The organism is Pararhizobium sp. A13 (assembly GCF_040126305.1).
In the GTDB taxonomy this organism is placed as follows: domain Bacteria; phylum Pseudomonadota; class Alphaproteobacteria; order Rhizobiales; family Rhizobiaceae; genus Pararhizobium.
The window spans coordinates 3,895,669-3,919,401 of record NZ_CP149510.1; the positions used below are offsets into that span (position 1 = coordinate 3,895,669).

The window sequence follows — 23,733 nt, forward strand, 5'->3', positions numbered from 1 at the left end:
GCGTCTCGGTCGATGAGGAAGAGCGCAGTCCCCGCGGCCAGCACGTCGCAAGCCAATACATGCGCGCCCTCTTACTGTGCCCGGCGCGAATTGTACAGAGCGGAACGCGGCGGCCCGCGAAAACCCGATAAGGCAAGGTCCGGCGAAATGCCCAATACCAGAACAGCGATGCATCGTGTGGATGCATCGCTGTTCTATGCGGCGCTTGGGTTTATCCGCCTCTGGCGAGGTTGGAAACTCAGCTCGTCAGGCGTGGCGACCGCACCACCTTGTTGAACAGGGTCTTCATTGCCGACTCGATGCCTTCTGTCGGGCTCACCTCGAAATAGAAACCCGGCGAAGCGCAGGCCTGCATGCGCGTTCCGATTTCCGACTGGAAGGGCTTGATCCAGCTATTGTACCAACTGTTGTTCGGCAGTGGCAGATAGGTGGTGTAGAGAACGGCAATCTTGATCCCGCGGTCCTTCAGCGTCTGGCAATAGGTAATATCGATCGGCTCCTGGCAGCGCGTGCCCGTCAGCTTCTTCGTGCATCCCTTCGGCTTGTTGCTGTCGCCAACGCCGTCCGAAACGAAGAACACGATCTTCTCCGGGTTGGCGGAACTCGTGCCATTGCCAGGCGTTCCGATCTCGGCGTTGATCTTGGTCAGCGCATTGTCGAAACTCGTCTGCTGGTCGTTATTGTAGCCCTGGTAAGGGATGCTCATCAGCTTGATGTTCGCTGTTCCGGCCTTCACCTTCGTCAGGTCGGCAGTCAGTGCCGCGACCTTCAAGAGCTTCACGTCCACCGCCGTTTCGCCGAATGTATAGGCGGCCATGCGGAACTGGTTGGAATAACTCTGCGTCCGCTCGGCCTCCAGCGTCAGCGCCGCGACAGCCTTTGCTACAACGTCGATACGGATGGTGATGCCATTGTTGCGGGCGACGAAATAGTTGCTGTTGGTGTTGATCACGCCCTTTTCCGAGACGATATGACAGGCGAAGGCACAATTTCTTGATCCGCTATCTGATACCTTTGCCGTCGCCTTGATCATGTTGTCGACATCAGTCGGCGTCGCGGCGACCCCCATCGACGGCGTGTTGTCGAGCAGCATGTAGAAATCCATGAAGGACTGCGACTGGTAGGTGGCCGTGGCCTTGCCGGAGACCGTGATGCTCTCCTTGCCGATGACGCGCAGGAACGATGTCTTCAAGGTTGCCTGATAGGTCAGTTCGGCATTGATATCCTTGCCGCTTTTTCTGACCGTTGCCTTGACGAGATCAAGCTTGAGTTCCTCCTCCACGTCCGGGTTGTACTCCGGGTTTGTAGAGTCCATTTGTGCGTTGAAAAGTGCCTCGGCTTCCTCTTCGCTTAGCGGAACCGGGCCGTCCTGCGGCAGGTTGATCGCCTGCGCGACGCCGGCGGACTTTTCCGCGATTGCGCCCACCACGGCGGCATCGGCGGCGTTCTGAAGCTGTGCCTTCAGTTCCATGGCACGGGCGAAATCGATGGCCATGCCGGCACAACCAAGAATGGGCACGATAACGATGGCGCCCATCATGGCAAAATTGCCCGACCGATCCGCAAAGAGTTTTTTCACCATACGCACTGTGACCACCCCGCCCTCACTGCGCGGCCCACTGCCCGCACATTTACACTCGCTGGGCAAGACAGTAGCCGCGAAGTTCTAAACGGCGGTAAAGCGCAATAGTTAACCGAAATAAAATTCCGACAAAACTAAGTTGTAGTTCAAGTAAAAGCAATTTCGAATTGCATCTTAAAACAATACTTAAATTTATTCTGAATTAAAACGATACGTACAATAGGTATAATGAATATTATTCACACACACTTATGGACTATGGCAAGATTTAACGGGAAAAAATTTTAATATACATATTTTCATTGAATCATGTCAGCACAACACTCATTTCTGGCGCGATCCAAATAACATGTACGACGCCCCATACGCGATGCCTTGATCCGCTGTCCCATCGTCACGTCGCTTCGCCGGGCGATCTCCCGGAACATGCGGTACCGCTCGGGACAAACGGTACGTTCCGGAATCCACAGCCGTGCCGATGCCCCTCGCGCTGGTGCACGGAACGGCGGATACGCTGCTGGGCATATCGCTGTGGAAGGCTGTCAGTCCTTGACCGTCTGCCAATTGTCGTTCGGATTGAACTGCCGGATATCAGCAGCGATTATTTCCGTGTCATCGCCAAGGTCGGCTTGGTAGACGGTGCCGTTCTCGCTCACCACGAAGGTGTTGACACCGCTCGCACCATATTTGACCGACTAGGCGACGAGCGCGTAACCGGCAATCATGTTGCCGTTGATGACATAGTCATATTTACCGCCGGCGATGTTTTCGCGCCCTCCGCCCCGCCGGTGGCCGTGCCCGTCCGGTCGCGCCGCTTCGGAAACCCGATCCAGGCCCTACCCGCAGCATCCGCGCTGCTGCTGCATCGGCGGGCACGTCACTGAACCGAACGAGCAAAACACGCAGCAGTCCTCGGGATTGGGGCGCAGCAGGGTCATGCAGTTGAGACACTCGTAGAAGAACGGACAGGCGTCCGTCGGCATGGTTTCCAGCGTGGCGAAACCGCAATGCGGGCAGGTAATAACGGATTCGAGAATGACATTGTTATTCATCACGATGCCCCGCCAAAGGCGAAGCGAAGTCACCATTTTACCAGAAAGGGGCCATGACGGCTCCAACGAACGCAAGAATGCCGATCGCGATCGGATACCCTATCGCAACGAAAAGCGGGGAGTCGCCCGTGCAGTGGGCGATCGAGAGGAGTTTCCGGCTGGATGGTGAGATACTCATGGGATGAGCGCAAAGGAGCGAAGCCGGAACTTGACCTAACATCAGACCCAAGAAAACAGACCAAAAAGACGGGTCAATTCTCGGAGAAATTCCACGGGCGCTAATCTGCAGCAATCAAAAACGGCGGGCTTTTTTGAGGGGGTGGTTGGCAGGCTCAAGCCGCCTGCCAATCACGATTCGAACCGCAAAGGATTTCAGATCCCAAGCCTGAACGGCGCTTTAAGAGAAAGCGCCGTTCAATATCTTCCCCTCTGTCGAGGGTTGGAGCGGCGCGGCCATGGCCGCGCCGCTCAAAATCATATGGCTTGATAGGCCGCAATGACCGCCTCGACCTGTGCCGAGTCCAGTGCCTGCAACTGTGTCGTCGTGATCGCTTGCAGTTGATCGCTCGTCAGGCTGGAAATGTCGTCCGTCGACAGTCCCGGCAGAGCGCTGACGCTGATCGCCGCGATATCGGCGGTCGAGAACGTTGCGATTTCTTCCGTGGACATGGCGGCGATCGCAGCCGAGCCCAAGGCACCAACCTGGACGGAGGTCAAAGCCTCGACCTGGGCGGAGGTCAAAGCCTCGACCTGGGCGGAGGTCAGCGCCGCCACCGACTTCGAGTTCAGGGCCGCGACCTGATCGGTCGTTAGCGCTGCGACATTGTCGGTGCTCAGAGCCGTGACCTGCGTCGAGCCCAGGGCGCCAACCTGCGAAGAGGTCAGAGCGCCAAGCTGCGTCGAAGTCAGGGCGGCGATCTGGGTGGATTTCAGCGCCGCGACCTGGCTTGTCGTCAGGGCGGCGGCCTGGTCTGAGGTCAGCGCTGCGACGCTGTCCGTGGACAGTCCCGACAGAGCCTTGACGCTGATCGCCGCGATCTCGGCAGTGGAGAACGTTGCGATGTCTTCCGTGGAGAGGGCCGCGATATCGGCTGAGTCCAAGGCGCCGATCTGCGCGGAGGTCAATGCCTCGACCTGTACGGTGGTCAAAGCCGTGAGCTGTGCGGAGGTCAAGGCAGCCACCGCCTTCGAACTCAGGGCGGCAACCTGGTCAGTGGAGAGCTCGGCGATATTGTCGGTGGTCAGAGCCGCGACTTGCGTCGAGCTCAGGGTTCCGATCTGCGACGAGGTCAGAGCGCCGACCTGATCGGAGGTCAAGACCGAGATCTGGCTGGACTTCAGCGCCGCAACCTGGGCCGTCGTCAGGGCGGCCGTCTGGTCGGAGGTGAGTGCCGCGACGCCGGCGGTGGAGAGCCCCGGCAGGGCCTTTACGCTGATCGCCGCAATATCGGCGGTGGACAACGTTGCCAGGTCTTCCGTCGCCAGAGCTCCGACTTGCGTCGAGCTCAGGGCGGCAATCTGCGCGGAGGTCAAGGCATCCACCTGAGTGGTTACCAAAGCCTCGATCTGGGCGGTAGTCAACGCTACCACAGCCTTCGCATTCAGGGCGACGACCTGGTCGGTGGTCAGCGCCGCGACATTGTCGGTGCTCAGAGCCGCGACTTGCGTCGAACTCAGCGCGCCAACCTGCGAAGAGGTCAGAGCGCCGACCTGAGTTGAGGTCAAGGCCGAGATCTGGCTGGACTTCAGCGCCGCGACCTGGCTCGTCGTCAAGGCGGCGGTCTGGTCGGAGGTAAGCGCGGCGACGTTGTCGGTGGACAGTCCCAAGAGAGCCTTGGCGCTGATCGCGGCAATATCGGCGGTGGAGAACGTTGCGATGTCTTCCGTGGAGAGGGCCGCGATGTCAGCCGAGTCCATGGCCCCGATCTGCGCGACGGTCAAGGCTTCGACCTGGGCGGTGGTCAAGGCGCCGATCTGGGCGGAGGTCAAGGCCGCGACCGACTTCGAGTTCAGGGCGGCGACCTGGTCAGTGGTGAGCGCCGCGACATTATCCGTGCTCAGAGCCGTGATTTGCGTCGAGCTCAGGGCGGCGACCTGCGAAGTGGTCAGTGCCCCGACCTGATCGGAGGTCAGGACCGAGATCTGGCTGGACTTCAGTGCCGCGACCTGGGCCGTCGTCAGGACGGCGGTCTGGCCGGAGGTGAGTGCTGCGACGTTGTCGGTGGACAGTCCCGCCAGGGCCTTCACGCTGATCGCCGCGATATCGGCCGTCGAGAACGTTGCCAGGTCTTCCGTCGCCAGAGCTGCGACTTGCGTCGAGCTCAGGGCGCCGACCTGGGCGGAGGTCAAGGCCTCGACTTGGGTGGAGGTCAGAGCCGTGATCTGCGCGGAGGTCAAGGCTACCACAGCTTTCGAGCTCAACGCGACGACCTGGTCAGTGGTGAGGACCGCGACATTGTCGGTGGTCAGAGCCGCGACTTGCGTCGAACTCAGGGTCCCGATCTGCGACGAGGTCAAAGCGCCGATCTGATCGGAGGTCAAGGCCGAAATCTGGGTGGACTTCAGCGCCGCGACCTGGCTCGTCGTCAGGGCGGCGGTCTGGTCGGACGTGAGGGCAGCCACGTTGTCCGTGGACAGTCCCGACAGGGCCTTCGCACTGATCGCGGCAATATCGGCGGTTGAGAACGTTGCCAGGTCTTCCGTCGCCAGAGCTGCGAGTTGCGTCGAGCTCAGCGCGCCGATCTGTGCGGAGGTCAAAACATCGACCTGCGAAGAGGTCAGAGCGCCGATCTGCGCGGAGGTCAAGGCCGCGACCGACTTCGAGTTCAGAGCGGCAACCTGACCGGTCGTCAGCACCGCGACATTGTCGGTGCTCAGAGCCGTGACCTGCGTCGAGCCCATGGCGCCGATCTGTGAAGTGGTCAGAGCGGCGACCTGGGTTGAGGTCAAGGCAGCGATCTGGCTGGACTTCAGCGCTGCGACTTGGCCCGTCGTCAGAGCGGAGGTCTGGTCGGACGTGAGGGCTGCGACGCTATCGGTGGATAGTCCGGAGAGTGCCTTGACGCTGATCGCCGCGATATCGCCGGTGGACAACGTTGCGAGGTCATCCGTGGAGAGGGCTGCGACTTGCGTCGAGTTCAGGGCGCCGACCTGGGCTGAGGTCAAAGCCTCGACCTGTGCGGTGGTCAAGGCGCCTATCTGCGCGGAGGTCAAGGCCGCCACGGCCTTCGAGCTCAGGGCGGCGACCTGGTCAGTCGTGAGCGCCGCTACATTGTCGGTGGTCAGAGCCGCGACTTGGGTCGAACTCAGGATTCCGACCTGCGAAGAGGTCAGAGCGCCAAGCTGGGTCGAGGTCAAGGCGGTGATCTGGCTGGACTTCAGTGCCGCGACCTGGGCCGTCGTCAGGACGGCGGTCTGCGTGGAGGTCAATGCTGCGACGTTGTCGGTGGACAGGCCCGGCAAGGCCTTGACGCTGATCGCCGCAATCTCGGCGGTCGAGAACGTTGCCAGGTCTTCCGTCGCCAGAGCTGCAATATCAGCCGAATCCAAGGCGGCGATCTGCGCGGCACTCAAAGCCTCGACCTGCGAAGAGGTCAGAGCGCCGATCTGCGCGGAGGTCAAGGCCCCCACCGACTTCGAGTTCAGGGCGGCGACCTGATCGGTGGTGAGTGCCGCGATATTGTCTGTGGTCAGAGCCGCGACTTGGGTCGAGGTCAGGGTTCCGATCTGCGTAGTGGTCAAGGCCCCGATCTGCGCGGAGGTCAAGGCCGAGATCTGGCTGGACTTCAGCACCGCGACCTGGCCTGTCGTCAGGGCGGCGGCCTGGTCAGAGGTGAGGGTTGCCACGTTGTCGGTGGACAGAGCCGACAGAGCCTTGACGTTGATCGCTGCAATCTCGGCGGTCGAGAACGTCGCGATATCTTCCGTGGTCAGAGCTGCGATTTGCGTCGAGCTCAAGGCGCCGACCTGGGAGGAGGTCAAAGCCTCGACCTGGTCGGAAGTCAAACCCGCGATCTGGCTGGAGTAGAGGGCTGCGACTTGAGCCGTGCCGAGGCTTCCGACCGTCGACGTGCCCAGAACGGCCAACTGGTCCAGACTCAAGCCTTTGATCGCAGTCGCCGATACGGCGCTCATCTGCTCGGTCGTGAGGGTCGCGATATCCTCAGTCTGCAAAGCCGCGATCTGAGTTGAGGAAAGCGCCTTGACCTGAGCCGTGGTCAGTGCCGCGACGTCGGTGGTTGTCAGGGCAGTAATCGCTGCGGTGGATAGAGACTTGATCTGGCTGACGGACAGAGAAGCAATAATCGAGGTCATAGAAGCGCGCCTTTATGTTAACCGATTGCAAATGTCATTTCCCTGCCGCAGGCCACGCGAAAAGACTTGCAAGCCTCTTCGCAGCAGCCTCAGGCGCGCCCTGCGCCCGCTGCCGGCGTTATCCGTTTGGTTGGACGCCTCGATCGGCATCGACCATTCGTGCGCCCTGTCGGAAGGAAACAATGTTACGAGGAACATGGCTCGCAGGAGCCAGCGCGTTGGAAGTGCTTCATGCATACAGAGCGTGTGACGGCCCTGACTCCTACGCCTGTCGACGTGAACGCCTCGCCATGGCAAGACCGGTTCACGGAGATCTGCCGTCAACACATCTGCGATGTGCCGTCTTCAGCAGAAGTCTTGGATAAATGACTATCCGGGAGTGTTTAATATTGAGTTAACAATGCTGCACGCGTGCCTCTAAATCCTCAAACACGTTCGATTTTGTGACGTCCAGAAGGCAGGCGGAACAGAGAAACGCGGATCGGGAAAATTGAACGGTTGAGATCGACGCCCATGCCGCCCAAATCCGGCAACGGGGGTCATCGGCTCCAGGAAGCCGCCGATGCTGACGGCCGGAAAGACGATGCCGCTCTGCCGAGGATGTCAGAAACTTCGTGGCAATTGAGGAAGTGCTGGCACGATACCGCAAAACGACAAGCCCAAAGCAAGCTAGCGCCGATAAAGGGAGATAACGCTTTCGCGCGTAGTCTCAACTCCGGCCGCCAGGCCGCCTGCCCGTGGGATGTCCATGTTCATCAATAACGCATTCGTCGCAGACACTGTTTCGGAGTTCGCCGGCTTGTTGGAGCGGGCGCGAAATCAACACCTGCCCCTGACCGAGTTGTTTCAGAGCGCGGAAAGCCTGAATGCCGCCGGACAGAAGGCGCAGGCGGCTGAGCTTTACAAGGCCTGGATCGCATTCAACGATGCTAATCCTCTGCTGCAATTCGCTTATTTCAATTATTCTGTCACCTTGCGGCAGATGGGCGACGTTGCCGGCTCGATCCACGCATTGCGTGCCTGTTTAAAGCTCGATCCGCGGTTCGGGCAGGCGCATATCAATCTCGGCCGTGCGCTGGAAGATTGCGGCCTGACAAGCCAGGCCGTCCAACAATGGCGAGGTTTCGCGGAGGCGACCGCCGAGGTCACGGCCGGAACGCTTGGCCATCGCCTGATGATTCTCCAGCACATTGGCCGCGTTTTGGAGAACGCGGGTCTGTTGGAAGAAGCGGAAGTAGCTTTGTGGCAGGCAATCGAATTGCGCCCCGACAAGACCGAGGCTGGCCAGCATTGGACGTCCTTGCGGCAGCGCCAGTGCAAGTGGCCGGCTTTGGTCGCGTCGGAGCATGTCTCAACCCAGCAATTGCTGGACGCGATGTCTCCCTTGACGCTTGCTTGCCATGCCGACGATCCCCTGTTCCAGCTCGCCAAGGCATATCGCTACAACAAATCCCTCATCGGGCGGCCCGATCTCGGTGGCTTCCCGCGTAAGGCGCCGCAGCGGAAATCGGGAACCGGACAACGCTTGCGTGTCGGCTATGTCTCCTCGGATCTACGTGATCACGCCGTCGGTTTTGCACTCAGAGAAGTTCTGGAACTGCACGACAAGAGCAGCGTCGAAATCTTTGTCTATTATTGCGGCGAACCGCGAACCAACGATGCAACGCAAGAGCGGATCAAAAACGCCGTCGATTGCTGGCGCGACATCGCAACGCTCGGCGACATCGAGGCGGCAACGCAAATCGCCGCTGACGACATCGACATTCTCGTCGACGTCAATGGTTACACCAAACACGCGAGGACGAAGATCTTCGCCTATCGGCCGGCACCGGTCATCGTGAACTTCTGCGGCTATCCAGGCTCCATGGGCAGCCCGTTTCATCAATACATGATCGCGGACGAGCACATCGTACCGCCCGAAAATGAAATCTATTACTCCGAAAAAGTATTGCGGATACCCTGCAACCAGCCTCTCGACCGCAAACGCCTGATCGCCGCGCGGCCGAGCCGCGCGGAGGCCGGCCTGCCCGACGACGCCTTCGTCTACGCCTGCTTCAACGGCATGCAGAAAATCACCGCCAGCTGCTTTGCGCGCTGGATGAGCATTCTTTCGGCAACGCCGGGCAGCGTGCTGTGGCTGCTTGTGGGGGACGAGTCCGTCAACCAGCGCCTGCGGCAGGCAGCCGAGCAAAGCGGCGTCGCGCCCGAACGGCTTATTTTTGCCCCCAAGGCGGCCAATCCGAACCATCTCGCACGCATCGGCCTGGCCGATCTCTTCCTGGACACGTTCCCCTACGGGGCGCATTCCACGGCGGCGGACGCTATCACCATGGGATTGCCGGTCCTGACCATCCCCGGCAAGAGCTTCGCCTCGCGGTTCTGCGGCAGCATCATCGCGGCCGCTGGCGTGCCGGAACTGGCTTGCGCTTCACCGGAGGAATACGTGCAGCGTGCCATTGCCTTCGCGGGCAACCGCAAGAGCCTCGCGGCCATCAGTGAGTCCTTGCAACGCCAACGTGAGACCAGCGTATTGCGCGACATTCCGGCCACTGTACGCCGCCTCGAACAATTGTTCTGGCAGATGCAGGGCGAATGCGAGCGCGGCGAAACGCCGGTACCGGATCTGCAGAATCTCGACGTGTATTACGAGATCGGCGCCGAGATCGTTAAGGGAAATGTCGAATTCGAGGACGATCACACCTACCGGCAGCGATACATCGAAAAACTGGCCCGGTGGCACGACTATGCTCCGCTGCCGCGCGATTGCCGCTTATGGGCAAAGCCGACGGTTTAAGAGACATGAGCGGTATCAATTGTAGACGGCGAGGATAGTATGGTTCCTGTTATACTTGTCACATTTGCTGGCAGACAAAAAAGAATGGATATTCTGACACAATATATCCGCAAGGCGATGGATGTCGGGATAATAGATGAATGGCACGTATGGGATTTTACACGCTCCCCCCAGGATCATGACTGGGTTACGCGCGAATTCGGCCCAGTTCGCTATATGGGATCCACGGCGCCTTACCAGTTAAAGGGAACGGTCACGCCCCATTCTTCATTCCGGACAAGCGCAGCGATCACAAACGACCTTCATATTGCTGTTGTTCCAGATGATGATGGTGATGATTATTTTGAACTGGTCGTTGGTGGCTGGAACAATAAACACTCTGCTCTGCGGAGACTTCCGCGTAGCGAATTAAAGAGTTTCGATCGCACAAATGCACCGGCCATCTGGAATAGATCGACTCCCGGCGTTCTTTCGCCAGGCCGGGCGAATCAGGTTGTCCTCAACGTCGACGCAGCAGGCGTTCCGGCACTCCGCGTAAACGACGTGACGATCGGCAGGTGGCCCGAACTGAACCTGGCCTCCGGGGCATCGGTCATGGTCCGCGGCGGATGGGGCGCCGACCTCGAGCTCTGCGATGTGCGCGCCCCCGTACAACGCTTTGTCGGCAACCCAAATGAACAAATGCCGTATTGGCAGGCTTACGACTACTACGCCAGAAGACTACAGAATTATTCGAACACGATATTTCTGAAATGCGATGACGATATTGTTTACATGGACATCGAAAAGCTCGACGAATTCATTGAGTTTAGAAGGGCCAACCCGAATTATTTCGTCGTCTCGGCCAATGTCGTGAACAATGGCGTGTGCGCCTATTGGCAGCAAGTAGCGGGGTCGCTTTCCGATCATCTCGGCCATTTTGAGCGCCCGCCCGGCGGATTTGGGGGAAGTTTATGGCAAAGCGCCGAGCGCGCCACTGAGCTTCACGATTTCTTCCTGCAAACGGACGACAAGCGCCTGCCCTTGCCGAGCGAGGTCGTCGAGTGGAAAGAACGTCAATCGATCAATTTCATATCGTGGCTCGGAAGAGACTTGGTGCATATGGCTCTGCCGAAAGGTGACGACGAGCATGCCCTGACGGTTGACTTGCCGACGCTCCTCGACCGTCCCACCGCGATCTATTCGGATTTTACCGTAAGCCATCTGAGTTTCGGGCCGCAGGAGCAAGGACTGGATCTGGATCGCCTGATCGATGCCTATGGCGCGCTTATGCGCACGAGACTGTCGCTATAGAGATCAATCCGCGGATCCCCCAAAGCGGGGGAGAATAATTGCCACTGCTTGCAAACTCTGCATGGCGAAACACGAGATAGGACTGGTTTGGAATGCTCGCGAACGGAAAAATTGCTGTTGTTGGGGCCGGACTTTCGGGTGCGGTCATTGGGCGTGAACTCGCGCAGGCAGGTTATCAAATCGAGGTCTTCGACGCCCGCAACCATATCGCCGGGAACTGCCATACGGAGCGCGACAAAGAGACCGGGGTCATGGTCCATGTCTACGGGCCGCACATTTTCCACACGGACGACACCGAAGTCTGGGACTATGTGAACCGCTTCCAGACGTTTATGCCTTATAAAAATCGCGTCAAGACGACGAGCAATGATCAAGTCTATTCCCTGCCCGTCAATCTACATACGATCAATCAGTTTTTCAGCAAGAATTTCCGACCAGAAGAGGCACGCGCCTTCATAGACGAACAAGCAGACAAAACGATAGAAGATCCAAAAACATTTGAAGAGCAAGCTCTCCGATTTGTCGGAAAAGACCTGTATAAGGCATTTTTCCAAGGATATACTCAGAAGCAATGGGGTTGTTCACCGGCTGAATTGCCAGCCTCCATCCTGAAACGGCTTCCAGTGCGCTTCAATTACGACGACAACTATTTCTTCCATAAATACCAGGGAATGCCTGAAAACGGCTATACCGACATGATCGGACGTGTTCTTGATCATGAGAACATCACGGTAAATCTCGAAACGCAATTTCACCGCAGCCAAAATAGAGACTTCGGCCACGTCTTTTATTCCGGTCCGCTTGATGGCTATTTCGACTACGAAATCGGTCAGTTGGGCTATCGGACGCTGGATTTCGAGCGCTTTACCTATGAAGGCGACTACCAAGGCTGCGCAGTCATGAACTATGGGGATGTTTCGGTACCCTATACGCGGGTCACGGAACACAAGCACTTCTCTCCCTGGGAAGAGCATGCCGGCTCTGTTTGCTATCGGGAGTTCTCACGCGCCTGCGGCCGTGAAGACATCCCCTACTACCCAATTCGCCTGATTAAAGAGAAGGAGCAGCTTGCGGACTATGTCTCACGCGCCGAGCAGGAAACCTCCGTTACATTTGTAGGACGGCTTGGAACCTACCGTTATCTCGATATGGATGTGACAATCCGCGAAGCTCTCGATACCGCACGGCTCTATCTTTCCAAAAAGGCAGAGAGCGCTTCGATGCCCGTGTTTTTGCATACACCGGTTTAACAGAACTCGAAGCCAGTCATCGTGAAACTTCTTGTCTTAGCCGGACAAGGTGGAAAGTGATGCGTGCAAACGGATTCGAACTCAAAGCCCGCGGCAGGCAACGGTCCTAAAGCCGTTCCATTCGAGGCATTATGCGATCGTTTGCGCACCGAACGAGAACGTCTCCCGTGCGGCAGGAATCGACCCACGTCCGGACGTTCGCTCGCCGGCGGACGAATTCCCACCATCACTCGTTCTGGATCTTCTCGGAACGGATTGCTGCCCAAAGCCGACTTTGGTGAAAACCTGCGTTCACGCCCGCCAAATACAAAGGTCGACGGCCAGCCTACACTATACTCAGCTCTTTGGAGCGGCCATGCTCTCCCGCAGAATAAGCTTGCTGCGGATAACGGTGCGCGCCGGCTCCTTTTCCGCCTGTCCTATCGCCGCTAGCAGAAGGGCAACCGCTGCCTGCCCCATCTCTTCCACCGGCTGTTCGATCGTAGAGAGCGGCGGAGAGCAGAAAGCGCAGACAGGGGAACCGTCGAAGGAGACGATCGACAGGTCGCCTGGGATTGTAAGGCCCGTGTGCTGCATCCGGCTCATGAAGGAGATCGCCATGTCGTCACTGGTCGCGATCACTGCCGTCGGCTTGGCGGCGAGTGCGGCAAAGTCTTCCGCCGCCTGGAGGCCGATGTCGAAGCCGTGCTGATAGTCCAGATTGCCACCAGATCGCACCACCGCCGCCTCGGACAATCCCGCCGCCTCCAGCGCCTCAATGACGCCACTGTAACGCTCGACGTCGTGGTAATTGCCCTCGGGACCGGCGAGATAAAGGAAGCGCCGGTGACCGAGGCGAATGAGATCGGTAGTGGCGTCACGCACTGCCTCGCGATCGTTCGTCACGACGCTCGATAGCCCCACGTCACTCATATCGAACAGCATCGAAACGATCGGCAAGTTGGCATTCGCGAGCGACCGTCTGTCAACCTCCGGAAGCTTCGACGACAGGATGATGGCTCCGCGAACCGTGCCACCGAAAGCGAGATCGAGAATGTGCCGTTCAGAGGTTTCGTCGCGATCCAGGTTGGCGATCATCAGGTTGTAGCCACCCTGTATAAGCGATCTGTTGATGCTCTGCAGGACCTGCGGAATGACCTGGGAAGCGCCGTAGTAGAGCGATCCCGGCAGTATGATCATGATGATATTGGATTTGCCGACCCTCAGGCCGCGCGCCATGGCGTTCGGCGTGTAGCCCAGTTGCTTGGCAGCCGCATCGATCTTGGCGCGCGTCTTCTCGTTCACCCGCCCGGGATTGGCAAGCGCTCGGCTGACTGTGGAAATAGCAACGCCGGCAAGCCGCGCTACATCTGCCATCAATGGACCTGATTGCTCCTCCCCGGGCATATCTTCGTTTTTACTCACGTTTCCTTCTTTCCTCCGGATGCTTCGCCGAGAATTCTAGGGCAGCCGGTGCTTTATAGCAAACGTTTGCCAAAAATCGCTTGCATAAAAAAACAGCTTGGCTATTATCTAGCCATGGCAAACGATTGCCAAAATCTAATGTATTGAAAAATCATGGCTTATTCGATGTAGAGCGACGCTTCTGCAAGCGGGTTAGCCGTACCCTCGGGAAATGGATTGGCTATGGCTACTGGCGACAGGCTCCGGTTCGGCGTTGATCTCGTGACTTTCTTCCATCCCGACTTCTGGGGCGTCAACAGCCATGACGCGATCGTGGAGTATGCGCGCGCTGAACCACGCGCCTTCTGGGACAAGATCTTCGACAGCGTGCAGGCGTCCGGCGTCACCGGTGTCGAGCTGACTTTCTCTCCCTTCAACTGGCAGGACGCGATCAAGACTTATGGTTCCGTTGACGGCTTCGGGGCGGAGCTGACGAAACGCGGCCTGACGCTGTGCAGTGGTTTCTTCGCGGAACTGGAAGCCGCCGGCGATTTCGCGCAACTCGAAGCCCAGCGCGCAATCATCGACAAGGCGGAAAGATACGCCGACTTCCTGAAGGCTTGCGGCAGCGATATCATGGTGATCGGCGCACCGCTTCGTCAGACGCTCGGCGCCCAGCCGGTTAAGTTCCACGATTTCGACCGCGCCAAGGTGATCGCCGATTTCCTGAACCGGCTCGGTGCAATCCTCTATGCCCGGGGCGTGCGGCTGGCGTTGCACACCGAGGCGCACTCGATCTTCGCCGCTGCGCGCGACGTCGACCTGATGATGATGCTGACCGACCCGGCCTATGTGCATATGTGCCCGGACACGGCCCACATCATCGTTGCCGGCTCCGATCCCGTCCAACTCGTCGATCGCCATCACGAGCGCATGATCATCGCCCATTGGAAGGATGCGATCGGCCCCATGCCCGCCGAGACGCAGATCGACGAGCACATCCACGATCGCCACCAGTCCTATTTCTGCGGCTTCGGCCTCGGACGGGTCGACTGGCCGGCCTGGATCCGGCTGCTGCGCGACCGGGCCTATGAAGGCTGGGCGATCCTCGAACTCGATGCCGCGCCCGATCCGGTCCGCGACATTGCCAACGGGCTCACGCTCGTCCGGCAGGCGCTCCTGCCGATCTATCGCTGAGGTTTATTCCCAAGAGCACCAATGCCCCGCCAAGAGGGCATTTTTTTCAAGAGGTGGAACAATGAAAAGCACGATGAAACTGTTTCTTGCCGGCGTTGTATTCGCTGGCATGCTTGCCCCGACCCATGCCGAGGACAAGCCGACGATCGAGATCATGTCGTCCTGGACTTCGGGCGGCGAAGCGGCGGCGCTCAATATCATCAAGACCGAATTCGAGAAGCGCGGCGGCGTCTGGAAGGACTCCTCGATCGCCGGTTTCGGCGCGGCCGATGCCGCCTTCCAGAACCGTATCGTCGCCGGTGACCCGCCCGGCGCCAAACAGGGCGTCATCGGCCTTGCCGCCGCCGATTTCGTAGGCCAGGGCTTGTTCAATCCGATCGACGACGTGGCCGTCGCCGGCAAATGGGCGGACGCCCTGCCGAAGTCGATCTACGACCTAATTTCCTACGACGGCCAGGTCTATCTCGCGCCGACCGGCGCCCATGGCGAAAGCTGGGTGTTCTATTCGAAGGAAGCCTTCGAAAAGGCCGGTATCGCAGAGGAGCCAAAGACCTGGGACGAATTCTTCTCCGGCCTCGACAAGCTGAAGGCCGCCGGTATCGTCCCCGTCGCCTGGGGCGGCCAGCCCTGGCAGCAGACCAAGGTCTTCAACATGATCCTTCTCTCCCAGGTCGGGATCGACGGCTTCCTGAAGATCTATGTCGACAAGGACAAGAGCGAGGCCTCCATCGAAGGCGTCAAGAAGGCCCTAGATATCCTTGGCAAGCTGCGCGGCTATGTCGATGACGGCGCGGCCGGCCGCAACTGGAACGACGCGACCGCCATGCTGATCACCGCCAAGGCCGGCGTGCAGTTCATGGGCGACTGGGCGAAGGGCGAATTCACGGTCGCCGGCAAGGAAGCGGGCAAGGACTATGGCTGCATGATCGTTCCGGAATCGCCGGGCATGGTCTATATCGCAGACTCCCTCTGGTTCCCCAAGACCGGCAACGCCGGGACCAACAAGGCCCAGAAGCTACTGGCCGAAGTCGTCATGGACCCGGCTGTCCAGGTCGAGTTCTCTCTCAGGAAGGGCTCGGTTCCGATGCGCGCCGACGTCGACAAGTCGAAGCTGGACGTCTGCGCCCAGAAGGGCCTCGAGCTGATGAGCGCCGGCAATATCGTACCGGATCAGGCGATCGTGCTGACGCCCCAACAGGTCGGCCTGCTCGATGACTTCGTCGACGAATACTGGAGCGGCGGCTCGAACGAGACGGCCTCCGCGGCCGAAAACTTCTTCGCCATCTTCGAGTAAGATTGCGCCCGTGGCGCTGGCCTGATCGCTACGCCACGGCTGCCGGCCGCCGCCTTGCGCGGCGGCACGCGCTCCGCTTTCCATCCGTCAAAGAGCTGGCCGATGCCAATGAAACGAAAACCCCACCTTTCCGCGACCTTCGCTCTGCTGCCGACATGGTTCGTCGCGGTCGTGGTCTTCATCGGCACCATGGGCTGGTCGATCCGCCTGTCCTTCACCAATTCAACGCTGTTCCCATCGTCGACCTATGTCGGCTTCGCCCAATATGCGAAGCTCTTCTCCTCCGCCAAATGGCTCGCTTCGTTGCAAAATGTGCTGATCTTCGGCGTCCTTTACGTCGGCGGCTGCCTGCTGCTCGGTTTCCTGCTGGCGGCGGCCCTCGACCGCAAGATCCGCTTCGAAAGCGCCTTCAGGACCATCTTCCTCTATCCCTATGCCATGTCCTTCGTGGTGACGGGCCTGATCTGGCAGTGGATGCTCAATCCGACGCTCGGCATCCAGGCGAGCGTGCGGTCGCTCGGCTGGGAAACCTTCGTCCTCGACTGGGTGGTCAATCGGGACATGGCGATCTATGCGCTGGTGCTGGCAGGCGTATGGCAGGGCGCCGGTCTCGTCATGGTCATTGCACTCGCCGGCATGCGCGGCATCGAGGCCGAGCAGTGGAAGGCGGCGCGAATAGACGGCATCCCTGTCTGGCGGATCTATGTCTCGATCATTCTGCCGCAGCTTGGGCCGGCGCTCGCCGCTGCCGGCATGCTGCTCGCCATGGGCGTGATCAAGACCTACGACATCGTCGTTGCCATGACCAATGGCGGCCCCGGCAATGCGACAGAGGTGCCTGCGAAATTCATCATGGACAACCTGTTCGGGCGCCAGAACCTCGGCCTCGCCACGGCCGGCGCCACGGTGCTCGTCCTCGGCGTGATCATTGCAGTCGCTCCGTTCCGTTACGCGATGCACGTGCGCAGCAAAGCCAAGGGAGCTCGTTGATGGCCCGACCCCACCCAAGTGGCCCGAAGCCGACACAGATCACCGCTGGCCGCATCGGCCTCTATGCCTTCCTTTTCGTCGCGGCGCTCTTCTTCCTGCTGCCGCTCTACACCATGGTCGTCACCTCCCTGAAAACGATGGACGAAATCCGGCTCGGGCGCATCTTCGCCCTGCCAGAAACGCTTGACCTCTCCGCGTGGATCACCGCCTGGTCAGGGGCCTGCATGGGAACCACCTGCGTCGGTATCCGCACCGGCTTCTGGAATTCGGTGGCGATCACCGTTCCCTCGGTCGCGCTCTCGGTCTTCGTCGGCGCCGTCAACGGCTACGCGTTGTCGCTCTGGCGGCCGCGCGGGGCAAACGTGCTCTTCGGTCTGCTGATGGCCGGAGGCCTCATCCCCTACCAGATCTTCCTTTATCCGATGGTCCGGGCGATGGCGAATGTCGGCCTCTACAATTCACTCGCCGGTATCATTCTCGTCCATGTCATCTTCGGCCTGCCGCTGGTGACGCTGCTCTTCCGCAACTACTTCGTCAGCGTGCCGGAAGAGCTATGCAAGGCTGCGCGCGTCGATGGCGCCGGCTTCTGGCGCATCTTTTTCGAGATCATGCTGCCGATTGCCGTGCCGATGGTCGTCGTGGTCTCCATGCTCCAGTTCACCGGCATCTGGAACGATTTTCTGCTCGGTCTCGTCTTCGCCGGGCGCGACAACCTGCCGATGACCGTTCAGCTCAACAACATCGTCAACACCACCATGGGCGAGCGCAATTACAACGTGAACATGGCGGCGACGATCCTGACCGCCATCGTTCCGCTCGCCATCTATTTCCTGTCCGGCCGCTGGTTCGTGCGCGGCATCGCCGCCGGCGCAGTCAAGGGGTAACGCTTCCATGCAATCCGCCGTTTCCATCAAGGATCTGAAAATCGCCTATGGCAATCATTCGGTGATCGAGAAGATGTCGATCGACATCGCGCCCCGGGAATTCCTGGTCCTGCTCGGCCCGTCCGGCTGCGGCAAGTCCACACTTCTGAACGCTATCGCCGGCCTTCAGGACATCACCGCCGGCGAGATCTGGATCTCCGGCAAGAACGTCAGCTGGGAGGAGCCGAAGGACCGCGGCATCGGCATGGTCTTCCAGTCCTACGCGCTCTATCCGCGCATGTCGGTCCGCAAGAACCTCTCCTTCGGTCTCCGCGTCGCGGGCCTGCCGAAGGCCGAGATCGAGGCGCGTGTCGCGCGCACAGCCGCCCTTCTCCACCTCGATAAGCTGCTCAACCGGCGGCCTGCAGAACTGTCGGGCGGCCAGCGCCAGCGCGTCGCCATCGGCCGGGCGCTGGTTCGCGAAGTGGACGTCTTCCTCTTCGACGAGCCGCTGTCTAACCTCGACGCCAAGCTACGCAACGAATTGCGCGTCGAGATTAAGAAGCTGCACCAGAGCCTCGGCAACACCATGATCTACGTGACCCACGATCAGGTCGAGGCCCTGACGCTCGCCGACCGCATCGCCATCATGCGCGATGGCGTGATCCAGCAGCTTGCCTCGCCAGCAGAGATCTATCATCGCCCGGCCAATCTGTTCGTCGCAGGCTTCATCGGTGCTCCGTCCATGAATTTCGTCGAGGGCCGGATTGAGCGTGGCAACGGGTCGCCTGTCTTCCTGAGCAACGGACTTGCGGTCGATCTCTCCGGCTATTCCTTCCAGGCGGCAGCGTCGGATGGACCGGCAACGCTCGGTTTCCGCCCGGACCACCTGGTGCTCGACGGCGAGGCAAGTCGCCTCCCCACCCTTCCTGGTCGCGTCTCCGTTGTCGAACCGATGGGGTCGGAGGCAGTCCTCTGGTTCGACTGGGCCGGCCAAAGTCTCTCGCTCCGGCTTATGGGCGAGGTCACCCTGCAGCCCGGCGACGCCACGGCTCCCGGGATCGATATTGCCAAGGCGTCGCTCTTCGGCGCCGACGGATCGCGGCTGTGATGCACGATCCCTTTGTTTTCTCGCAGTTCCGGACGCGCTTCGCGCGTCTTTGAGGAATAGCTCCAGAACAGGAATTGGAAAGACATGTCTCAGATCGTCTATGATGCGCTGGTGATCGGCTCCGGCGCGGCGGGTTCCTTCGCGGTAAAGGAACTGACGGCGCAAGGCCTGTCGGTGCTGCTTCTCGAGGCCGGTCCCGCCGTCGGGCCGAAGGATTTCGATCCCGCCCGCAAGAAGGCGCCTGCAAGCAGCATCAATATCTGGGAGCGCGCACGAGCCACCGTCAAAGGCCAGCCTATCCAGGCGCGTGCGGCCTTTTTCACCGAGCGTTTCAGCCACTTCTTTGTCAATGACCGCAAGAACCCCTACACGGCACCGAAGGACGCGCCTTTCCTTTGGATCCGTGGCCGTCAGGGCGGCGGGCGCCTCCACAGTTTCGGCCGGGTGCTGCTGCGCTGGACCGACGAGGACTTCAAGATCCGCTCGCGAACCGGCAAAGGCGTGGACTGGCCAATCTCCTATGACGAGCTCGCGCCTCTCTACGACGAGGTGGAGGCCTACCTGGGACTCTACGGAAACAAGGACAATGTGCCGACCCTGCCGGACGGCGTCTATGCAAGGCCCGCGAGCCTAACGCCCGCGGAACAAGTCTTCAAGGAGGCGGTCGAAAGCCGTTGGCCGGACAGGCACGTGGTGTCCTGGCGCTATATTTCCCCGGACGCCGAACGCGTGCCGCGGCCGCTCAGGGAGGCTCAGGCCAGCGGCCGGCTAACAGTCCAGTATGACGCAGTCGTTCGCCGCATCACCACGGACGATAAAACCGGCCACGCTACCGGCGCGGAATTCCTTGACCGCAACACGGGCAAGGTGTCGACAGTCCGCGCCGCGACAGTGGTGCTTTGCGCCTCTCCGATCGAAAGCGTGCGGCTCCTTTTGAACTCGGCGTCGACGAACCATCCGGGCGGGCTCGGCAACAGGTCCGGCGCGCTGGGGCGCTATTTCATGGACCAGCTTCCGTGCCTTGCCTTCGGTTCCTTCTCGAAAGCAAAAGGCTGGGCGCTCGATGAATCCGCACCAACGGACCCGTTCTACAACCCGTCGGGCGGGATTTTTATTCCCCGTTTCGGAGAGGACGATGCCGCTCGCGGTGACTTCGACTACCAGGGCAGCGTCGGCCGCGCCCCCGTGCCCGACGGCACCGACGCGCGCCTGGCCTTCTTCGGCTTCGGTCGCATGCTGCCCTACGCTGACAACCGCATCACGCTTGATTCCCGGCGCAAGGATGCCTGGAGCATTCCCGTGCCGCATATCCGCTGCGTCATGCATGAGGAGGAGCTTGCGCTGCTCCGCAGGCAGGAGGAAACCCTGATCGGAATGATCAAGGAAATCGGCGGCGACCTGGAGTTCATCGGCTCGCCCACCGGCCTTAAGGAGATGGGCAAGGGCGCCTTCCCCGAAGCCGACGTCTTCAGCCGGTTTATGTTCCGAAAATGGTTCCGCAAGACCATGTGCATGGGCGCGGCGATCCATGAGACAGGTGGTGCGCGGATGGGTGAAACCCCGAAGGCTTCGGTGCTCAATCCCTATAACCAGGTGTGGGACGCGCCGAATCTCATCGTCACAGACGCCAGCGCCTTCCCGGGCAGCGGCGTAGCCGGCACGACGCTCACCGTCATGGCCCTGACGATCCGCGCCTGCCGGAACCTCGTCGACCAGTATCGAGCGGGACAGCTGTAAGCACGTTTCGATGGCTCCAAAGACCCGACATCAAGCATAGTCAACGCGCGCTTGTTACTACAGATGGCACCAAAACCGCACAGCCTTTTTATCGCGTAGTCTGCTCGTTCGGGCAAATGCACTGTCTGCTGCCAAATGCCCCTTCCTACAACGGCGGGCTCCGCGGAGTGACGAACAAAGAAAAAACCTACGGCCGCGCACGGCGCGACATCCTCGCTTTGACAATCCCCCTTCCGCAAGTTCATTCAGGCGCTATGCTGTGTACCGAGAAACCAAGCGTGAGATCTTTCATGACGGAGCAACATCAGAGCCACTTCCGCGAACGGATGACAATTCTCGGCGATCTTGATGCTGCCTCCTTCGTCCCCTGGATCCAGCGCCATGCCGCCAAGCTCGGGCTCTCCCAGGCCATATCCCACACCAGCCCCGCCCGGATCGAACTCGAAATCGCGGGACCGGAAGAACTGATCGACATGATGGAGATGGGGTGTTCTCTGGGGCCCATCGACGTCTGGGTGGAGACGATAGAACGCACGCCGATCGACGACCAAACCGACTAGGGCCACGATGGCTCTTTTCGCCGCCCGTACATCTTTTGCCCCTTATTTAACCAATATTGCCATTGCGAAATAATTATGCAAACGTGAGGGCGCTGGGCTGCAGACCATCGGTGACGACTTCGGAGCCATAGCCAGCAAGACACTGATATTATGCAGAAAGTTGAGTCATGCTATCCGATACGACCGGCTCCTGGACGCCAGTCGCCCTTTCCGCGGATTTGCCGGCGGGAACCGTGATGCCGGCACGGACGCCAGCCGGATCAATTGCCCTCTGGCGAAGCGATTCGGGGCGCACTGCGGCATCGGCGGATCGCTGTCCCCATCGCGGGATGCGCTTGTCTCACGGCTTCGTGCGCGGCGAAGCGCTTTCCTGCATCTATCACGGCTGGAGTTATGCCCGGGCAGGAAACTGTCTGCGCATTCCAGCCCATCCGGGGCTGACGCCGCCAGAAACGATACGGGTGGCAACGCAGCAGGTCGAAGAGTCCGACGGGCTCATCTGGGTTGCCGTTGGAGAACCCGCAGCCCAGCCCCCGCGGTTTGAAGGCCTCGTCCCCCTGCGCTCCCTGCTGGCACATGCCAGCGTTGCGGCGCTCGAAGCTGCGGCCGGCGCGAAGGCCGGCCCCGAGGGTATTGTCTGGAAGGTACAGGCTTCGCAGACGATCCAGTTGCTGCTCGCCCCGCAGGAGGACGATCAGACGCTGATCCATGTTCTACTGAGCGACAACAGCAATCCGGCCCAGCGCATCGCCGCGTCACGTGCCGCCGAGACCCTGCGGCGAGCGGCCGAAGCTCTCCAGGCCAAAGGGATCGCGCCATGACGCACAATGCGATGATCGACGAGTGGTATCCGGTCGGCCTTTTCAGCGACCTCGACGCCGCGGGACGCAGGACGGCCCTGATGGGCGAGCCGATCGACGTCGCGCGCGACGCCGAAGGCAATGCGAAAGTGACGGGCGGAAATGGACGCCCCTTACCCGTATGCGTCCGCTACGGCCACGTCTGGTCGTCCATCGGCACCCCGCAGAAGGCGCTTTTCGCGATCCCCGAGGCTGACCAGGCCGGCCGCCGGTTTGTCGATGTCGGCGTGGTTCGCGTGCGCTGCTCGCCGCTGCGTGCGGTGGAGAACTTTCTCGACATTGCGCATTTTCCCTTCGTGCACACCGACATCCTGGGTGCGGAGCCACACACGGAGGTCCAGAACTACAAGGTCGAAATCCGGGAAGACGAGGTCTGGGCTACGCAGGTGAAATTCTACCAGCCGCAGGCTGCCAAATCGGCAAGCGGCGGCATTACGACGGAGTATATGTACCGCGTGCCAGCGCCGACCTGCGCCGTTCTCTACAAGACCTGCCCGCCGCGCCCGAGCGAATGGGACGTCATCACGCTTTTCGTCCAACCGCTTGCCGAGGATCTGTGCGACGTCTGGCCGTGGATGGCACTCTTCGACGATGTCACACCGATGACCGATCTGATCCACTTTCAGCAGACGATCTTCCTGCAAGACCGGTCGATCCTCGAAAACCAGATCCCCCGGCTCCTGCCGCTCGATCCGGGCATGGAAATTCCGACGCGGGCCGACCTGACCTCGGTCGCCTACAGACGCTGGCTGAAACGCCACGACTACACATACGGCGCACAGCTGGTGGCGCAATGAAGCTCTACGATTACATCCTCTCGCCCAGCTGCTACAAAGTGCGCCTGATGGCGGCGCTGACCGGCGTGAAACTCGATATCCGCCCGGTGGATTTCCACCCCGGCGCCGAGCATCGCGGCCCGGAACTCATGGCGCTCAATCCGGCAGGCTCGATCCCGATCCTCGAGGACGGAGACCTGATCTTGACCGAATCCTCGGCCATGCTCGTCTACCTTGCCGCAAGGGCGGCACCCGATTGGCTGGGCAGCGCTGCCGCGGAGGAAACGGCGCGCGTCCAGCAGTGGCTCTCCTTCTCCAACCGGCTGACCGCGAGCCTCGGAGGCGCGCGGCTTCATGAAATGCTCCTGCGTCCGGGTGACATCACAGCACTCCAGGCTCAGGGCATCGCGGCGCTCCGCGAGCTGGAAGCAGGCCTGGTCGAGCAGGGTCTTCGCGGCATGCGGTTCCTCGCATCGGATCGGCCGACGGTCGCCGATATTGCCTGCTTCCCTTACGTGGCGCTCGCGCCGGACGGCGGCGTCTCGCTTGACCCCTACCCGGCGATCCGCCTCTGGTCCCGCTCGCTGCGCAGCCTTGAAAACTTCATCGAGATGCCAGGCATCCACCGGCTGCATGAATTGAAGCCCGACCCCCATATCGAACCGGGCGAGGCGTGA

The 23,733-nt window shown here is 60.3% G+C and carries 17 protein-coding genes and 1 pseudogene; 13 read left to right on the forward strand and 5 right to left on the reverse strand.

Annotated elements, in window-relative coordinates; genetic code table 11:
• Positions 1 to 238: 238 nt before the first annotated feature.
• The 4 genes and pseudogenes from WI754_RS19075 to WI754_RS19090 form a co-directional block, all read right to left on the reverse strand.
• Positions 239 to 1,582, reverse strand: coding sequence for a TadE/TadG family type IV pilus assembly protein (locus tag WI754_RS19075; RefSeq protein ID WP_349437875.1), 1,344 nt, complete (start codon positions 1,580 to 1,582; stop codon positions 239 to 241).
• Between the two features lie 542 nt (positions 1,583 to 2,124).
• Positions 2,125 to 2,349, reverse strand: a pseudogene (locus WI754_RS19080) (DUF2950 family protein); the annotation flags it as partial.
• A 69-nt stretch (positions 2,350 to 2,418) separates the two neighbouring features.
• Positions 2,419 to 2,634 carry a GDCCVxC domain-containing (seleno)protein gene (locus tag WI754_RS19085; RefSeq protein WP_349435011.1) on the reverse strand — a complete coding sequence of 72 codons (216 nt, stop codon included), beginning with the start codon at positions 2,632 to 2,634 and terminating at the stop codon, positions 2,419 to 2,421.
• A gap of 474 nt (positions 2,635 to 3,108) precedes the next feature.
• A complete protein-coding gene (locus WI754_RS19090; protein WP_349435012.1) occupies positions 3,109 to 6,948 on the reverse strand; it encodes a hypothetical protein in 3,840 nt (1,279 codons plus the stop codon).
• 748 nt (positions 6,949 to 7,696) lie between these two features.
• Here WI754_RS19090 and WI754_RS19095 point away from each other — a divergent pair.
• The 3 genes from WI754_RS19095 to WI754_RS19105 all read left to right on the forward strand — a co-directional run bounded on the left by WI754_RS19095 (position 7,697) and on the right by WI754_RS19105 (position 12,285).
• Positions 7,697 to 9,742 (forward strand): glycosyl transferase, encoded by a 2,046-nt coding sequence (locus WI754_RS19095; RefSeq protein WP_349437876.1) that lies wholly within the window; start codon positions 7,697 to 7,699, stop codon positions 9,740 to 9,742.
• A 39-nt stretch (positions 9,743 to 9,781) separates the two neighbouring features.
• Positions 9,782 to 11,035, forward strand: a complete 1,254-nt coding sequence (locus WI754_RS19100) for a hypothetical protein (RefSeq protein WP_349435013.1) — start codon at positions 9,782 to 9,784, stop codon at positions 11,033 to 11,035.
• 92 nt (positions 11,036 to 11,127) lie between these two features.
• Positions 11,128 to 12,285, forward strand: coding sequence for a UDP-galactopyranose mutase (locus WI754_RS19105; RefSeq protein ID WP_349435014.1), 1,158 nt, complete (start codon positions 11,128 to 11,130; stop codon positions 12,283 to 12,285).
• Positions 12,286 to 12,621: 336 nt separating this feature from the next.
• Here the strand turns inward: WI754_RS19105 and WI754_RS19110 are convergent, their stop codons facing one another.
• On the reverse strand, positions 12,622 to 13,689 hold the full coding sequence (locus WI754_RS19110) for a LacI family DNA-binding transcriptional regulator (protein WP_349435015.1): 1,068 nt from the start codon (positions 13,687 to 13,689) through the stop codon (positions 12,622 to 12,624).
• A 222-nt stretch (positions 13,690 to 13,911) separates the two neighbouring features.
• Between WI754_RS19110 and WI754_RS19115 the strand changes: the two genes are divergently transcribed.
• From WI754_RS19115 to WI754_RS19160, 10 genes are all read left to right on the forward strand, one after another.
• The gene (locus tag WI754_RS19115) at positions 13,912 to 14,865 is read left to right on the forward strand and encodes a sugar phosphate isomerase/epimerase (protein WP_349435016.1); all 954 of its coding nucleotides are present in this window, start codon (positions 13,912 to 13,914) and stop codon (positions 14,863 to 14,865) included.
• Positions 14,866 to 14,926: 61 nt separating this feature from the next.
• On the forward strand, positions 14,927 to 16,159 hold the full coding sequence (locus tag WI754_RS19120; protein ID WP_349435017.1) for an ABC transporter substrate-binding protein: 1,233 nt from the start codon (positions 14,927 to 14,929) through the stop codon (positions 16,157 to 16,159).
• 102 nt (positions 16,160 to 16,261) lie between these two features.
• The gene (locus WI754_RS19125) at positions 16,262 to 17,149 is read left to right on the forward strand and encodes a sugar ABC transporter permease (protein WP_349435018.1); all 888 of its coding nucleotides are present in this window, start codon (positions 16,262 to 16,264) and stop codon (positions 17,147 to 17,149) included.
• A complete protein-coding gene (locus WI754_RS19130) occupies positions 17,149 to 18,033 on the forward strand; it encodes a carbohydrate ABC transporter permease (protein ID WP_349435019.1) in 885 nt (294 codons plus the stop codon). The genes WI754_RS19125 and WI754_RS19130 overlap by 1 nt, the downstream gene beginning before the upstream one ends.
• A gap of 7 nt (positions 18,034 to 18,040) precedes the next feature.
• Positions 18,041 to 19,123: an ATP-binding cassette domain-containing protein gene (locus WI754_RS19135; protein WP_349435020.1), complete on the forward strand. Its 1,083-nt coding sequence runs from the start codon at positions 18,041 to 18,043 to the stop codon at positions 19,121 to 19,123.
• 84 nt (positions 19,124 to 19,207) lie between these two features.
• On the forward strand, positions 19,208 to 20,860 hold the full coding sequence (locus WI754_RS19140) for a GMC family oxidoreductase (protein ID WP_349435021.1): 1,653 nt from the start codon (positions 19,208 to 19,210) through the stop codon (positions 20,858 to 20,860).
• A gap of 290 nt (positions 20,861 to 21,150) precedes the next feature.
• Positions 21,151 to 21,420, forward strand: coding sequence for an acylphosphatase (locus WI754_RS19145; RefSeq protein WP_349435022.1), 270 nt, complete (start codon positions 21,151 to 21,153; stop codon positions 21,418 to 21,420).
• Positions 21,421 to 21,587: 167 nt separating this feature from the next.
• Positions 21,588 to 22,241 carry a Rieske 2Fe-2S domain-containing protein gene (locus tag WI754_RS19150; RefSeq protein WP_349435023.1) on the forward strand — a complete coding sequence of 218 codons (654 nt, stop codon included), beginning with the start codon at positions 21,588 to 21,590 and terminating at the stop codon, positions 22,239 to 22,241.
• On the forward strand, positions 22,238 to 23,077 hold the full coding sequence (locus WI754_RS19155; protein ID WP_349435024.1) for an aromatic ring-hydroxylating dioxygenase subunit alpha: 840 nt from the start codon (positions 22,238 to 22,240) through the stop codon (positions 23,075 to 23,077). Before WI754_RS19150 ends, WI754_RS19155 begins: the two co-directional genes overlap by 4 nt.
• A complete protein-coding gene (locus WI754_RS19160; protein WP_349435025.1) occupies positions 23,074 to 23,733 on the forward strand; it encodes a glutathione S-transferase family protein in 660 nt (219 codons plus the stop codon). The genes WI754_RS19155 and WI754_RS19160 overlap by 4 nt, the downstream gene beginning before the upstream one ends.